This window comes from bacterium (assembly GCA_036382775.1).
GTDB lineage: Bacteria > Hydrothermota > Tepidihabitantia > SM23-42 > JAOAFX01 > DASVHD01.
On sequence record DASVHD010000020.1, the window covers coordinates 1 to 15778 of the forward strand.

Annotated in this window: 14 protein-coding genes; all 14 read right to left on the reverse strand. The window is 48.4% G+C overall.

Annotated features, from left to right (window positions below):
* Window positions 1-398 precede the first annotated feature (398 nt).
* Window positions 399-629, reverse strand: coding sequence for a type II toxin-antitoxin system HicA family toxin (locus tag VF399_03195; GenBank protein HEX7319348.1), 231 nt, complete (start codon window positions 627-629; stop codon window positions 399-401).
* 61 nt (window positions 630-690) lie between these two features.
* The gene (locus tag VF399_03200) at window positions 691-984 is read right to left on the reverse strand and encodes a hypothetical protein (GenBank protein ID HEX7319349.1); all 294 of its coding nucleotides are present in this window, start codon (window positions 982-984) and stop codon (window positions 691-693) included.
* A 136-nt stretch (window positions 985-1120) separates the two neighbouring features.
* Window positions 1121-1963, reverse strand: a complete 843-nt coding sequence (locus VF399_03205; protein HEX7319350.1) for a hypothetical protein — start codon at window positions 1961-1963, stop codon at window positions 1121-1123.
* A gap of 237 nt (window positions 1964-2200) precedes the next feature.
* Window positions 2201-4624 carry a hypothetical protein gene (locus VF399_03210; protein ID HEX7319351.1) on the reverse strand — a complete coding sequence of 808 codons (2424 nt, stop codon included), beginning with the start codon at window positions 4622-4624 and terminating at the stop codon, window positions 2201-2203.
* A gap of 207 nt (window positions 4625-4831) precedes the next feature.
* A complete protein-coding gene (locus VF399_03215) occupies window positions 4832-5572 on the reverse strand; it encodes a hypothetical protein (GenBank protein HEX7319352.1) in 741 nt (246 codons plus the stop codon).
* A 209-nt stretch (window positions 5573-5781) separates the two neighbouring features.
* Window positions 5782-8589 carry a tail fiber domain-containing protein gene (locus VF399_03220; GenBank protein ID HEX7319353.1) on the reverse strand — a complete coding sequence of 936 codons (2808 nt, stop codon included), beginning with the start codon at window positions 8587-8589 and terminating at the stop codon, window positions 5782-5784.
* A gap of 429 nt (window positions 8590-9018) precedes the next feature.
* Window positions 9019-9384, reverse strand: a complete 366-nt coding sequence (locus VF399_03225) for a hypothetical protein (protein ID HEX7319354.1) — start codon at window positions 9382-9384, stop codon at window positions 9019-9021.
* Between the two features lie 355 nt (window positions 9385-9739).
* Window positions 9740-10084: a DUF5674 family protein gene (locus VF399_03230; protein HEX7319355.1), complete on the reverse strand. Its 345-nt coding sequence runs from the start codon at window positions 10082-10084 to the stop codon at window positions 9740-9742.
* A 232-nt stretch (window positions 10085-10316) separates the two neighbouring features.
* On the reverse strand, window positions 10317-10718 hold the full coding sequence (locus VF399_03235) for a cyclophilin-like fold protein (GenBank protein ID HEX7319356.1): 402 nt from the start codon (window positions 10716-10718) through the stop codon (window positions 10317-10319).
* 160 nt (window positions 10719-10878) lie between these two features.
* The gene (locus tag VF399_03240) at window positions 10879-11508 is read right to left on the reverse strand and encodes a hypothetical protein (protein HEX7319357.1); all 630 of its coding nucleotides are present in this window, start codon (window positions 11506-11508) and stop codon (window positions 10879-10881) included.
* A gap of 318 nt (window positions 11509-11826) precedes the next feature.
* Window positions 11827-13251 (reverse strand): PKD domain-containing protein, encoded by a 1425-nt coding sequence (locus VF399_03245; protein HEX7319358.1) that lies wholly within the window; start codon window positions 13249-13251, stop codon window positions 11827-11829.
* 132 nt (window positions 13252-13383) lie between these two features.
* Window positions 13384-14346 carry an OmpA family protein gene (locus VF399_03250; protein ID HEX7319359.1) on the reverse strand — a complete coding sequence of 321 codons (963 nt, stop codon included), beginning with the start codon at window positions 14344-14346 and terminating at the stop codon, window positions 13384-13386.
* 253 nt (window positions 14347-14599) lie between these two features.
* Window positions 14600-14977 carry a four helix bundle protein gene (locus VF399_03255; protein ID HEX7319360.1) on the reverse strand — a complete coding sequence of 126 codons (378 nt, stop codon included), beginning with the start codon at window positions 14975-14977 and terminating at the stop codon, window positions 14600-14602.
* A gap of 120 nt (window positions 14978-15097) precedes the next feature.
* Window positions 15098-15535, reverse strand: coding sequence for a four helix bundle protein (locus VF399_03260; GenBank protein ID HEX7319361.1), 438 nt, complete (start codon window positions 15533-15535; stop codon window positions 15098-15100).
* Between the last annotated feature and the right edge of the window lie 243 nt (window positions 15536-15778).

Genomic DNA, 15778 nt, shown 5'->3' on the forward strand with positions numbered 1-15778 from the left:
AAGTCGGTGCACTGGTTTTCATTCAAATTCCTAAAGGTACAAACAGTACACATAAGTCGGTGCACTGGTTTTCATCATAATTCTTATAGGTGCAACCGGTACTCAAAAGTCAGAGAGTGCGTTAATAGTGTTAAGATCGTCATTATCGTTAATCATTAGATCCTTCGTATAGTTTACCATGAACCGCTTCCTGAGATTCTTCGCCTGCCAAGAACCATGGCGGACTCAGAATGACAGAACGATAAAAGCATTGCGAATTTCGAATTTATGACTAAAAGTCATCGATTACAGAGATATAAGATATGATTACAGTGATGGAAGTACGCTAACGACATTTTTGATTGCGCTTTGCAGTTTTGCCGAAAGCCGTGAAAATTGCGAGCAGCTCACCGGATTCTTTAGCACTTTTTTAGCAATTCAAAGTATTGCTCACGGATCATACCCACGGTCTTCATATTTATCCGTATGATAGAAACTGGTATCTCATCGTATTTCGGTATAATTACGGGTCGCCTGGCACTGGGGTGGCTATAAACCATATGGTCACCTTTTTGCCGTTCGAATTTACACCCGAAGAGCTCAAAAATCTTACTTAATAGACGCCAGTTTATAGGGTTTATTTTTGGCAAAGTTATTCCTCTTTGTCTTTAATTGAGAATTGGGTAATGACTTCGGATTTATGTATTTGTATTACTTGCTCTTTATCGGCAAAGACAGCGTTTCGAATTCGACAATTTCGCATCGGCGAATCAGAATCGCATCCTTTGCTGCCGGGTCATACCCGGCTTCTTCCAACAGGTCATTCAAAGTACCCAACTTTGATGTTTCTTCAAAAAATATTTCCAGTGCTTCACGCAGATTTTTCTGTGCTTGAGCTACGGTTTTACCGCAACTGGCAACTTCCAGTTCAGGACAATAGGCAGTATACATCTTTCCTTCTTTCCAAATTTGTTCGGACACAATTATTCTTTTCTTCGTCTTCATAATTTTATCATAATCTTTTTTACTCATAAGTCAAGACTCTTAAACACAGCATTCCGAATTGCACCGCTTTATGGAATAACCATATATTGTAGAAGCGGTACACAAAAGTCAGAGAGAGTGTTAATAGCGTTCATTTTCACTCCACCAGCCTTAGCCGACGGCCTTTCTTAATCGCTTTTATCATCTCGCGCTTTTCAATACAATCGCCGTGTTTGGGGCCTGCAAGTCCGCCAATAATAAGTCCAGCAACCATAAGGCTATTAGAAGTAATCGATTCAGTAACACTTAGTCCCGTGGTCATAAAACCGTCTGAACTGAAACCTATTATACATCCAGTTGCGTATAATAAGCACCCAGAAACACAACCGATTCCTGCATATCGATTAAAATTTGAGTTTTTTTTGAATTTTAAAACCTCTCGCGCGGTAATGGGAAGCCCTAAGCAATCATCGTATTCCACGATTTGCCGTTCTGCTTCAAGCGGATCTTTAATTTTTTCAAAAACAGGCTCTCTGTCTTTAAAATACAACACTTTACGCAGTTTTATTAGGCTGTCCCTTTTTGCACTATATGTTTCGTAATTATCAACCATATCAGTGAGAATCCGTGATCCATAATTATCGTGATATACAGCACGGAATTTATTATTGTCAGTCGTTATGATCTCAACTACATAGCCCGCTTCTTTAGCAGTAGTATCGCTAAATATCGTATAGATCTTTGCGGATGAAAAATTTACCGCTTTAGGTAAGAGGTGGTACTGATTTCTTTCCAGAGAATCTATGGTATCCCCTACTTTATTGCTTATGGTAATGAGCTTAAGGTTGGCGTCCGGCACATTATCATAGTCAGGCAGCGTGTATTTGACAGAACACGCGATAAAGAGCAGGATACCTAATAACGATCGATTCACCGTTTTTAATAAAGATCTTTTACGAACAAACGGTATGCACACTTCAGCACATGATACACGATTCATGGTTATTCAACCAATTTTTATTTTCGGTCTTTTTTGATCGCTTTGATACATATACGAATAGCACGACCCGGCACTTTCACTGATAACTTTCATTACGGCTGCCTTTATATGTATATGCATACCAATTAAGAAAGTGCTGAATTCATGGAGAGAATACTGGATTCCCGCTTTCGCGGGAATGACAAGGATCTGTCATAAAACTCAGATTCTTCACTGCGTTCAGGATGACAAATTATACTACTTGTTGTTTTGCTCCAACATCCGTATCATCTCCTTATAGCGGTTTTCTTCAGACGCGTGGCGGAATTTGAAGCCGCCGGCCTTGCCCATGCGCTCAAGCTGGGCCTTCGTGACCACCAGGAATTCGTCGTCCAAAGAACGACCGGCCAGTCCGCCGGTCTTGAGCTGTTCCACGGGCATGAGGACCCTGGTGATCTCGGCGGATTGATCTTTGCGCGCGCCGGTCACTGTCCAATGGACTTCGGCGCCTGGCTTGCCGCCGATGATAAAGCCATTATCTTTCACGTTCTGCGCGATGAATACTTCATAAGTCCCGACGCCGGTCAACTGAATCTGGGGGTTTTCATTGAGCGCGTCATAATAATCCGGAAGGTGGACCGCGCAGCGGCCATCATCACCGATCACGGCGATACCCCGGTAAATATTTACCATCTCCGGCGATTCCACGAAGTAGTGGTTCAGTATCTTGTTTTCCGGATCCAGAGGATGGTCGATCGTGAACGTGCCCGAGTTTTTGGCTAAGATGCCGACCCGGGTCTGACCCGCCGCAGTAGTAGTCTGGCCATTGAACGCAGCGGAATTGTCGTCTCCGGATGGAACAGTAGAGTTTAAGCCGACAGTAAAACTGTAAAGCGCCATGGAACTGTCATTTTGCCCGCCAGCCACGGTTGCACAATAACCGAGCGCTTTGTTGATCACTCCACCGCTTACGGTTGCATAATAACCGCTGGCAGTATTGCCATAACCCCCGCCTACGGTCGCATGTTCATAGTTGGCCATGTTGCTATCTCCACCAGCCACGGTCGTATAGTAGGAATTAGCTACGTTCTTCAAGCCGCCGCCAACATAGGAATATTTGCTGTTTGCATGGTTATTCAAGCCGCCAGCTACGGTGGCAGCGGTGTCACTGATATCCGTACCAGCACGGTTGCGGTAACCTGAAAGGGCGCCGCTATAATACGCTCTAGCGGTATCGCATAATCCGCCACCCACGGTCGCGTAGTTGCCGCTGGCCAGGTTGTCATAGCCTCCATCTACGGTCGCATATGTCGCGCTGGCAGTGTTATTTCGCCCCCCGCCCACGGTCGCATAGCCGCCACTGGCGGTATTTTGTACGCCTCCGCCCACGACCGAGTAAGCCCCGCTGGCAGTGTCCTGATATCCGCCGCAAACGGTCGAATAGGAACTGGTGGCGGTATTTTCAAACCCTCCGCTTACGGTCGATGAGTAACCGCCGGCGACGCCGTGATATCCGCCGCCTACGACCGCATAGGATCCAACGGCCGTATCAGCAAACCCTCCGCCCACGACCGCATAGTAATTGGTGGCGTGGTTGTTTCTCCCGCCTCCAATAAAAGAATATTTACCTGTCGTAGTGTTCCCGTATCCACCCGTGATCACATTCGCTGTATCGGACGGATCGTTGCCCACCTGGTTATCGTACCCGAAACCGATACCTGAATAATAACCATAAGCCAGGTTGCTTTCTCCGCTGACGATCGCGGTAAAGGGATCGTTCGCGGTATTCAGATATCCGTTCACAACCGCGGTGGTGAAACCATAGGCCGCGTTCTGCTGCCCGCTCCCTACAAAGGAATGCCCGCCGTATATCATGTTCCCGTAGCCTCCGGCGACGACTGAACAAGTATCAAATTCGTCGTTGCCGGCTAAATTACTATACCCGCTGAACACGCCGCATTGTACGCCATAGACATAGTTGTTTTGGCCCCCACCGACGACCGATTGTTCAGCGTACACGCTGTTATTATAACCACCCAGGATCGCCGCGTGATTACCATCGGACAGATTGCCGTATCCGCCTACTACCGTGCCGTAATTTCCATATACCGTATCCATGGTTCCGCCGCATATGATCCCGTTAACGTCCAGGGAATAACGGGGAGTTATGTTCCTTATCCCAACGCTGTCGGTCGCATTAAATGTGTACACCTTGCCGCCAGACCGGGTCCAGTCGTTGTCCGGGGCCGAATTCCGCGCAAATTGCGCTGTGTCTGAATAAGTCGAAGTATAGGCATATGCCGAAGATACGATCCGAGTGCGCGGCGACAGCACTTGCCCGGCAACGGTCAATTGCAGATAACGGCTGGTGCTGTTAACAAAAACGCTGTCCGGGACCGGCGTCACGCCGCCTAAAAGAACGTTGAATATTCCTTTATCGATAGCGACAGAAGCTTGATTTTCCGACCATTTCTGGTTACCTGCTGATGCCGCGTCGAAGATCGCGAAGGTCATGGATACCGATGGATTGGTGATCGGATTACCCTGGGTATCGGTGAGATAGCCCTGGTAGTTGAGTAACCTTGGAGATAAGCGGATGTCGTTCACCTTGATGGTTTGACCGAAGGCCGTGACGGCCAGCAGGCAAACAATACATACGCATAAAGTGATTTTTGATTTCATTATGGCTCCTTTCAAGTTGGTCTTTCTAGTCTTTTTAGTCTTTTTAGTCTATTTGGTCTGTCTGGTCTTTTTGGTTTCATACATTAACGAACATTAACGAAGAGAACGAATGATAGCGAATCATACGAATGGAAAGCGTTGAGATCGTTAATATCGCTAGTATCGTTGAGAGCGTTTGGAGCGTAAGAATGGTTAAGAACGTTCATTTTACTCCACCGGCTTTAAGCGACGACCAGCTTTGATGGCCTTGACTATTTCAGCTCTGTCAAATCTCTTGCCATAACTAAAACCAGCAAAAGTCGATATACCTATTCCGGTGACAATACCCATTGAGGCATACGCTGCTTCATTATCTTTTGTCAAAGCGTCGTTGTTGAAAATATTTATAATCGCCAATGATCCGGTTATACAAGAAATACCGCAACATGCCAATCCATAAAATGTCGCATTGTAATTGTGACCGTACATATAACCATCTATTTCATCATTTGTTATCGGTAAACCAAGAGCATCGTCGTAGTCCACGATATGCCATATTTTTTCATATTGTTTTAGCACTGGTGCAATCTTTTCATAATCATCAACATATTTGCGTAGGAATTTAACATGAGTATAATCACTGCCGTATGTACGGTATTTTTTGCCATCGGTTGTTGTGACTTCAACGATATAACCTATTGTATCTTTCCAATTACAGAAGCTTGAATAACAGAATCTTTCCACTCCGTAAAAAATGGCAGATTCGCAACCTTTCATTTTAGAAAAGAGTTTAAATTGCTGCATTTCATTATAATCTATCGTATCCCCCACCCGCTCGCTGATGGTTATGAATCTAAGGGAATCATAGGGGGGCCATATTTTATCATAATACGGTAACGTATATTTTGCAGCACTGCAAGCAATACATAGGAATACCATCGGACACATAATACAAGATACACGATTCATGGAATGACAAATACTCCTGATTTATTGGTGCGCATGGAACGAATACTGGATTCCCGCTTTCGCGGGAATGACAAAAGGGACGGAAATGACAGTGATTCTATTGTCATTCAGAGGACGGTAAGTAAGTTTACCCTGAGTTTCTTTTTGAGATTCTTCCCCTTCAGGCTGTTCGGGGTCAGGATGACACACATAAAAACTATATAGCTTATTTATTTTTCGCTCAGTTTTGCGATCTGGGCTTTCAGCTGTTCGATCTCGGCCTGCTGCGCCTTGTTCTGCTTAATGAGTTCCTGGATCGCGGCCAGGGCAATGCCGTCGGCGTCGATGGTCGTGATGTGCTTGTCGTCCTCGCCCACGCCGAATTTTGAAAAATCCTGCGCCATGGGACCGATGTGACGGATCGAAGGATCCTGGCTCTTATAGTTCCAGGTCGTGATCGGCAGCTGCTCGATATTGTTGAGGATCTCATCGCCGTCCACGGGCTGGAAGTTCTCTTTCATGTTCCGGTCACTGACCGCGGACCAGGAGTTGCCGCCGGCGGCGACGTATACGCCGCTGGTCAAGCCGCTGTTAGTATAGAAATAAACTCCACCGCTGCAGCGCGCGATCCAGCGGTTATCCACGCTGGCAGATACATCCGCGTCGGTCGCGTCGCCCCAGACAAAACAACCCTGGTTGTAAGATTTAGCGCGGCGTCCCGCCGCGAATGAATATGCGCCGTCGGCATTATTCAAACGCCCCCCAGGTACCGTGGCAAATGATCCAGCAGCGGAATTTTGCTCTCCACCGCCCGCCACACTTGAACCGCCGCCGGCCGTATTCGCTAAGCCACCGCCGATAAATGTGTATGAACCGGAGGCATCGTTGGCTTGGCCGCCACCTATTGTCGCGCACCAGTCGGTGGCATTATTGCTCTGTCCGCCACTGATTGTTGCATAATAACTGGTGGCACAGTTGACAGCTCCGCCACTCACGCTCGAAGCTTCTCCGCTAGTCAGATTATCATATCCGCCGCCCACGGTCGTATAATTGCCATTTGCAGCATTTGAATATCCTCCGCCCACGGTCGCGTGCGTGCTGCAAGCGGCGTTGTTATCTCCCCCGCCCACAAATGCATATTTGGCGCTCGCTGAGTTATCATATCCCCCGGCCACCACGGCGCCGGTATCCTCGGCTGCATCGCCGACGAGGTTGCCATATCCGGATAGCACGCCGCCGTATACCGCCTTTACAGTATCCTCGCTTCCCCCGCCCACGACCGCGAAATTACCGGTAACATTGTTAAACCATCCGCCGGTGACGACCGAGTAATCACCGTAAGCATAATTGCTTCGTCCACCGCCTATGAATGACGCCATACTATCAGCGTTATTTGAATAACCTCCACCCACGAATGAACCAGCATTATTTGCCCAGTTATTTAAGCCTCCGCAAACAGTCGCGTACGTTTTAGCGGCGAAACAGGATCTCCCTCCGCCGACGAATGAATATTTCCCGGTCGCGTTATTATCATACCCGCCGCAGACTACGGCCGCGGTATCTGAGGGACCTACTCCAGCCCTGTTACTGTAACCGCCCAGTATCGAGCCGTAAACCGCTTTTGCTGAATCATACACGCCACCCGCTACAATGGCACAATCACCGCCAGCTTCATTCAAAGCCCCGCCGCACACGGCAGCGTCCATTCCGCCGGCTTTGTTGTTTTCACCGCCGCCCACGGTCGATCCATATCCATTCGCCATATTATCGTCACCGCCGCCTGCGAATGCGTAAGTTCCGCCAGCCGTGTTACAATTCCCGCCGCTGACGGCTGCATGATCACCGCCGGCACTATTCATTTCACCACCACCCACGGATGACCTGTTTCCGTCAGCCTGATTGGACAATCCGCCGCCGATAGCTGCGTATGCGCCATAGATATTGTTCCCATATCCACCGGCGATCACGCAGGTATTGCCGCGGGCCACATTCATCGTCCCGCCCCCGACTGCGGCATTTATTGAGTCAGCGGCATTGCTTACCCCGCCGGCCACGACCGCGTACCTGCCTCCGGCTATATTGCTGTATCCACCGCCGGCAAACGCATACCGGCCGGTAACGGAATTATTATAACCTCCGGCCACGACGGCGCCGGTATCTTCGGCCGCGTCGCCGGAGATATTATTCCGTCCGCCGCCTACAGCCGCATAATGGCCGTTGGCCTGGTTTGTACGGCCCCCGCCGATGGCCGAGCCGTCGTTCGCGGCGCTATTGTCGCAGCCGCCGGCGATGGTCGTGCACCAGCCGTCGGCAAAGTTGTCTTCACCGCCGCCCACTGCCGCGAAACCACCGATGGCTTTGTTGATCCAGCCGCCAGCCACGGTGGCGTACCAGCCGCTCGACGCGTTGCCGTCGCCGCCGCTGACTACGCAGTATTTGTTGTCCAGACCGGCTGCTCCGGTTGTGCACGCGACGCCGAAATTAACGTGTGTGCTGTCGGCATTGCCCCATAGCATGTTCCCGGCGCGCGCCAAACCCCATGTGCCTGTCATCTGGAGCGTGGTATCCGCGGTATCGGTGACACGAAATGCCCAGTCGTTATCAGCCGCAGAATTGCGCGCGAACAATGCGGTATCCGAATAGGTCGCGGTATAAGCGTAAGGCGCGGACACAATCTGCGTGCGGGGCGCGAGAGTCTGGCTGTTAAACCTCAGTTCCAGCCACCGGTTCGCTCCTTTGGTGAACACGGAATCCGGTATCGTGCTCACGCTGCCCAACAGAACGTTAAAGATCCCTTTCAGGATCGGCACTTCCATCTGCGTTTCGGACCAAAGCAGGTTGCCGGACGTCGACGCATCGTAGACCCGGAATAATATGTCAAATGAATCGTTTATCGGGTTGCTTAGATCATCGGTCAGATAGCCCTGGTAGTTTAAAAGGCGCGGCGAGAGACGGATATCGCCGGACTTATAAACCGTCTGGCTAAATGCTAGAGTGATGAACAGGGCCAAAATAAGGGTGGCATGTATAGATCTCATTTTTCTCCTTTCGTTTCGGTTATTAAATCCTAAATTCTAAACTCTAAATCCCGCTTCGTGTCGAAACTCAGCATGAGACATAAACAATATCAAAATTCTAAATTCTAAACAAGAACTGGATTCCTGTTGGAGTTCACCCCTTTGGATTCCCGCCTTCGCGGGAATGACAAAAGGCGCGGGAATGACCCCATTAGAAATTGCATTTCTAACGGGGCAGGCAGAAAAAGATGAGATTGCTTCGCACGCGGCATACTCGCAATGACATCTCCCCTCACCCTTACCCTCTCTCCCACAGGGACACCTTTCATTGTAACTCCTTTATTTTTTCCACGTTGCCACAAGGGGAGAGGAAAAAACGTGTAATGCTGCACACACAAAGCGCTCGCAATGACGGGCAAAGAGGCAGGTCTTTGAGACCCTGCATTATGTTCAAGATGATAACACCGCATAGCTGTTTTTGTCGAGCGAGACCAGAATCCTGGTTAATTTTACCAGTTCCATGCAGACGCTGCCCGCGATCATCGTTGTTATTTGCGTCATATCAACGTAAACTTGCGCGAGCGCCTCACGGAAGCGCAGGAGTTCAAAACGAAGGGTTCCGGAAACACCTTCCACAGTCAGGTCGACAAGCTCGAACGCGCGCTGTATCGCGTTGACAGCTTCGACCGGATCGTTTGAGTCCTGCAAGAGATTTTTTGCCCGGTTTAGTTCGTTGGCGATCATAAGCAGCCGTTGATCCTGCGTAAATCTATGCCAGCGCTGGGCAAGACCGGGATGATATTTTAAGGGATACATTTACTGCGAATGGATCGAATGATAGCGCATGTAACGAATAACAGCTGAGATTGCCCCACGGGGACACCGGTTATCCCTCACCGCTGCCCCCGTATCATGTACGGGGCAGGCTCTCTCTCCCACAGGGACACCAGTTATTTTTGATGTTCAATATTTTGATGTTGCCTTTAAAGGAGAGGAATAAGGTGAGGGTTGAGTCTTTAAGGTTGCGCACAAAGAACACTCGCAATGACAGAAACCCAGCACTTTCATAGATAATCATAGTTATGTATACCCGATATAGAGCCATTGTTTATCTCTTTTCAAACTTTTTAATATGTAAACGTAGTACATCTTCGTTTAAGAAAGTGCTGGGTCATTCCTGGATCAGCTTTTCGACGATGGCGCGGACCTTAGCCCTCATACCCGGATCTTCGACTTCCATGGAACGGTTGTTCATTGACGGACGGATGTTGATCAGGGCGGTGAACTCGATCCACTCCTCTTTGGGCTTGTCCAGGAAGAGGTTTACGCCCCAGAGATCTTTCTGATCGCTGTTCCTTTCAGATAAAAGCATGTTCTCCAGATCAGCATGCAGTTCGGCATCGATCGCCAATAATTCACGTTCCACGTCAACCACCGCCTTGATCATGCTTTTGAAAAACTGGCCGTGCAAGGCTTGTATTACTTCCTTTTTTTCCGGATAGGTGATGATTTTCATCGGTTATTGTTTTTTGAGATCCCTTTTTGCCATTCTTAGGGTTTGGCAGTAAGTTTACCCTGAGCGTGAGTCGAAGGGAAGAATCTGAGATCCTTCACCTTCGCGTTGTTCAGGGTCAGGATAACAGAAAAATGCGTTCAGGATGACAAACATTTGGTTTTTGTGGGCTTTTGGTTTTAACTAAATAGACGAAAAAGACCAGAGAAACTAAAAAGATGATTATTTTCTATGGTTATTCTATTGCGTCCGGTTCGGCTTCGACCCGGCTGACCGTGATCTCTTCGTTGCGTCTTACCTTTTGAAAGACGTCGGGATTGCCGGAGATCTTGCCGATAACGTTGACCACGCTATAAGCCCTGATCTCCTTGCCCTTGCTCATCGGTGTCTTGCCGAAGAAAATACAGAATGAAGGATTTTCGATCCAGATGGCGATCTCGCCTTTTTTCACGACTTCCCTGGCATTTTCCGCTTTTATTTCTTTAACGGGCAAGGGGAAGTAGATCTCTTCGCCCCAGACATAGGTCCTGCCCGATAGCGGCAGGGCGTCGTAAAATTCCTTTGCCGTTTTGGGATTTTCATCGGATAATACGGCGCGGATCTTGCCGATAGATTTGCATTTTATAATTATTTTCATGTTATTGTGTTATTATACATATATTTAAGGCGGAATCAAGCATTGTTTTCGTTTGGATCGTTAGGTTCGTTTCGCCGGTTTTCATTATAATTCTTATAGGTGCAACCGGCACTCAAAAGTCAGAGAGAGCGTTTGTATCGTCCCATTCAGGATAATTATTTTATTGCCGGCGTCTTTCCTTGATACGGGCTCTGATCCGCGTGAGCATTTCAAGGTCCGCCTTATCCTGCAATCGGTTAGACGCTTTTTTATTTTTGATCAATGAATTCAACCCGATAAAATATGCCCGCTGCCGGCCGTAAGTGCCTGTTTTCTTACTGCGCCACACTTCATTGAATTCGCAGCCATCAATGGACGTTAGGATATCGACCCGTACTGGTTCATAGCCCAGCTGTACGATCCTGCCTTTATGCATAAAGTCCCTGGCTTGTAGTTTCAGACAGCTAAATCCGAAATCGTTCAATGCCTTGACAACCTTAGCGGCATTCACTGGATCTGACCCGACCATGATATCCAGGTCTTTCGTGAAACGCGGCCGCGCATAAAAGGCCAACGCGTAGGCGCCAACGATACAGTACTTAACGCCATGGCGGTTTAAAAGTTTTAATAGATCTTCATAATCTTTTTGAAATTTTGCCTTTCCTCGTTTTATTTTTTTGTAGTCCGAAAAAACATCTCTTAAAAACCGCATGGTCGCCAACCTTTCGCGGCTGCCCATATTGGAATAGTAGGTATCGTTCGTGCTTTCCGAATCAGAGACCGAACATATCTTAATCCATATTTTTTTCATAAAATGCGGTAATTAATGGAACGAATAAAACGAATCACAGCAAATGATTTTCGTCACTCCCGTGTAAACAGGAGTCCAGGAATACAAGCTGGATTCCCGCCGCAGTTTACCCCTTTGGATTCCCGCTGTCGCGGGAATGACAAAAGGGACGGGAATGACCCCGATTTCCTTGTCATTCGGAGGACGCTGAGAATGGCGGAGCGGACGAAGAATCTCCGATCCTTCGCAACCCTGCGGGTTACTCAGGATGACAGAGGAGGGCGGGTTACCCAGGATGACAAAAACAAAGATTGCTCGCAATGACATTCTACGCAACAATCATAGGATGATGAGCTTAAATACCGCCTGCCGGGGCGAACTGGATCCATGGTTTTCAATAGTCTGGTATTTAAACAATAGGAAATAAATTCCGGGCGCGAGCCATGCCGGCATTGACAGATTCTGAACGCATTTGTTTGATCCGAACGGTTCCAGATCAGTCACGCAACGACCGTCAGCGGAATATAATACGGCGCTTAACGAATGAACGGACGAATGCAATTCGAATGATAAATGCGAATTAGGGCGAATGATAGAAGACGAATAAAAGCGAATAACGGAATTCAGATCACGGACCGCGGTTTGCGCTTCGTTCTCAGCGATTTGGGTGGAACGCACGACGATATCGAATTTATACTGGGCGCAAAGACGAGGGTTATTATATGCCCGGAAAACCACGCGGTAATGACCCGTGTCAGCGTAGCTATGCGTAATATTTGCCTGCCCTGACGCGCTGCTGTCGCCGAAATCCCAGGCGTACGATAAAGAGCGCCAGTCCGGAAAATTGAAAGAATCGACAAGGCAGTCGAAATACGCCGTCTCCCCTGCCTGCAGGGTTTCGGGATCGACGGACGCGCCGACGATATTGACCATGGGCACCGTGTCCAGGGGGCTTTGCAGCCAGACCGTAAAGGTTTCGATGCCGTTTGAAAAAACCTTGACCACCCGGTACCCGCACAAACCGATGTTCGTTTCGCAGGTCGCGAGGCCGGTCTGGAGCAGCGACGGACCGTATAAAAACTGGAGATCGCCGTGTAAATGGCCGGCAAAGACCGCGGAAAAATCGTAATCAACAAGATCGAACAACAAGGTGTCGCGCCGCGGCCGGTCCACTGACGAATGGCTGTTCCCCTCGCCGGGCGATGACACGTACAGGGGAAAGTGATGGAAGAAAAAGAGGTGTTTGTATTTTTGGGGCGACCCGGCGACCGCCGCAAGGTCGGCACGCAGAAAGGAATCCTGCTCGAGCGAATATGGGTCATAGCACGCGTGACCCGAATAGGTATCGAGCAGCGTGGAGTTTAAGGCGATGAAATGGCACGAATCGGCGCTATTATTGTCGAAAGAATAATAATCGGGCCCCCAAAACCCGCGATATAATAAAAGCTGGCCCGGCGTCCAGCATCCCTCATCCTCGTAACCGACATCATTGTTACCCGGCGCGTAATATTTTCCCACCGGTACCGGCAGGAGATCGAACAGCGAATCGCAGGTATGCCACTGCTGCTGGACCAGGGTTTGGTTCTCGGGGTTGTTCGCCATATCACCGCAGACGATCACGAACCCGGGTAAAGGCGACATCGCACTGATCTGGGCTATTGCCAGGGAACAATGCGGCACAGCATAGGCATTGCGCCCGATCTGCGGGTCAGAGTAGTGGATGAAATAGAAGGAATCAAAAGTCAGTAAGAATAAAATAAACATAGTCTTTTGGTCTTTTAGTCTTTTTAGTCTTTTTAGCTTAAACCAGAGAAAGGAAAAACACTGGAGAAACCAGAGAAGCATCACCCCCACCTTTCTCCTCCCCCCTCGAGGGGGAGGGTAAGGGAGAGGGGGTTATTTCAAAATTATGAAATCGACGCGGCGGTTTTTCGCGCGGTCCGCTTCGGTATCGTTGCCAGCAACGGGCTTTGATTCGCCGCGGCCCCGCGCGATCATCCGCACCGGCTCGATCATGTGAATATCGATGAGGTAATCCCGCACCGCCTCGGCTCTTTTCTGCGACAATTCAAGGTTGTATGTTTCCGACCCCACGTTATCGGTATGCCCCTGGATCTCCACCTCGAGTTCGGGGTGGTTGGTCAGCAGCGCGGCCGCCTCGTCCAGCGCCGGCACGGTCTTTGACTCGGGATCGAGCTTGAGCCGGGCGCTGCCGAATTCGAATTCCACGCCGTACAGGGTGATCGTCGTGTTGATCTTGAGCATGCGCATCATGACCTCTGAATCTTTGTTCGGTTCGACTACAACCTCGGACACGCTGGGCGTGTAATCAATAGTTTCGAACTTAAGCAGATAAATGCCCGGTTCCAGGTCGTTGAATTCGAAATAACCCAAAGAATCGTCGGATGCCGCGCGGACGGGCTCAGTGCCCTTGAGGAAAGAAATGTCGACGACCAGCGGTGCATTCGTCATATAGTCGGCAACGATCCCAGATATTTTTCCCCGCGCCGATTCCTCGTTTTTCAACATCACACGCTGCTCGAACTTCTTACCGCCTTCGATATTTACTTTGACGTTAAAAGGCGCGTATCCGGCTTTGGTTATAAGCAGAGTGTATGATCCCGGTTCAATATCAGCGACCTGAAAGTATCCGGCGCGGTTAGTATAACATGAGTATTGCTGAGCGATATCCCCAGCGATCCGAACCTCGGCGTTTTCAACCGGATCATAACTTTCATTGGTCACGAACCCGTAAACCGATCCGACTTCGACCAAACCGGAAGTGGAGCGGGAAAAGACAGCGCAGGACGAAAACAACAGCAGTGCCGATATTATTACAGTGAAAAGATCTTTTGTCATGGTGTTACCCTCCTCCTTTAACAGCATTTATGTGATTAAGCTATTAGGTAATTGAGTAATTGATGTTATTAACGGATAGCGAAATTTATTAAGTATTTTTTTTCTTTTCTGCCAACCACATCTTTATCTTAACCCTCACCCCGACCCTCTCCCTGCCTAGGGAGAGGAAAAAGCGAGGGATATTTTTTTGCAGAGCAAGTTCTGGCCGCTACGGTCTTCACTTCATCCCTTCAGCTCTGCATCTCTGCTTGTTTCACTGTACTAACTCCGACGGTTTGCTCAGCATGCCCGAGATTTTCTCGATCAGTTCATCGTAGGATTTCGATATGGTGAGGGCTGTTTCCGGTTTTATATATTTGGCATCGACCGCCGCTTGTATCCGTTTCTGAGTTTCCGCCGCATCGAGGGACGCGGAATTGAGCTTATCCATGAACACCGGATGGTTCGTGCGGTTCTGCCAGGCATCGAGCATGTTATGGCAGACCAAGCTTGAATAATAAATCATTTCCTCGGTGATGCGGCGGGGATCGTTATGGGGCAAATGCGGCGTGAGCTCAAAGACCTTCATCGCGACATTCATCGCCGTGGTGTAAACGTTGTGAGCCTCGAGAAGCTTGACGGCGGAAAGCATGATTATTCCTTCGGAAATAAAGATATTCCTACGGAATGGAAGTTAACCACGGAAGGTTGGAAGCTAATGCTTCGCATTGGAAGTGATCGCTGCACGATGGAATCGAACCAAAGGATTAATCTATACCGCTTGAGTATCATTTTTATCCCGTGCTTTACGAACATTTGTCATCATTCTATTTAACAAATATCCGATTTCTTGCATCTTTATTTTGAAATGCCGGTGTTGTTTTATATCTATGTACTTATGAGCTAATGCATCACCAAAGTGATTGCGCAATTCACCAAGAGAAGCACGTGCACGTTCATAGAATGTAAGTTTATCATTAAAATGAAATCTGTAGAAACCTTCGCTAATCTCAGACGGCACACTGCGAGCTGAACGGTGCATTTGACTCGCGAGATCATACTTCTCATTACCTGGAAAAGTCTTAACGAGCTGCGATACCTCCAGCGACAGTTTGTTTGCTAATTGCCAGACTTTAAGATCTTCGAACTTTTTTACATTCATATAATTTTCTGTTTTCAAAAGAACATTATCATTGTGCATAGATTCCATGTTTTGTACATAACTTCCATCACGTTAGAATAACATGATCACTTCCATGATGGAATCATAAATTCCATCTCGACAGAGATCGTATTTTCTTTTTGCTTTTTCCGCAAAAAGGAAAAAGGCTACCGCCCTTGTCAGGACGGCGTACGCATGCAAGTTGATATTGCGCCGCCCGCCACTGACCATTACTTTAGTGCCTCTCTTTTCGATCCACAACAGTACATATTAGTTAGTCAGCGCAAAATA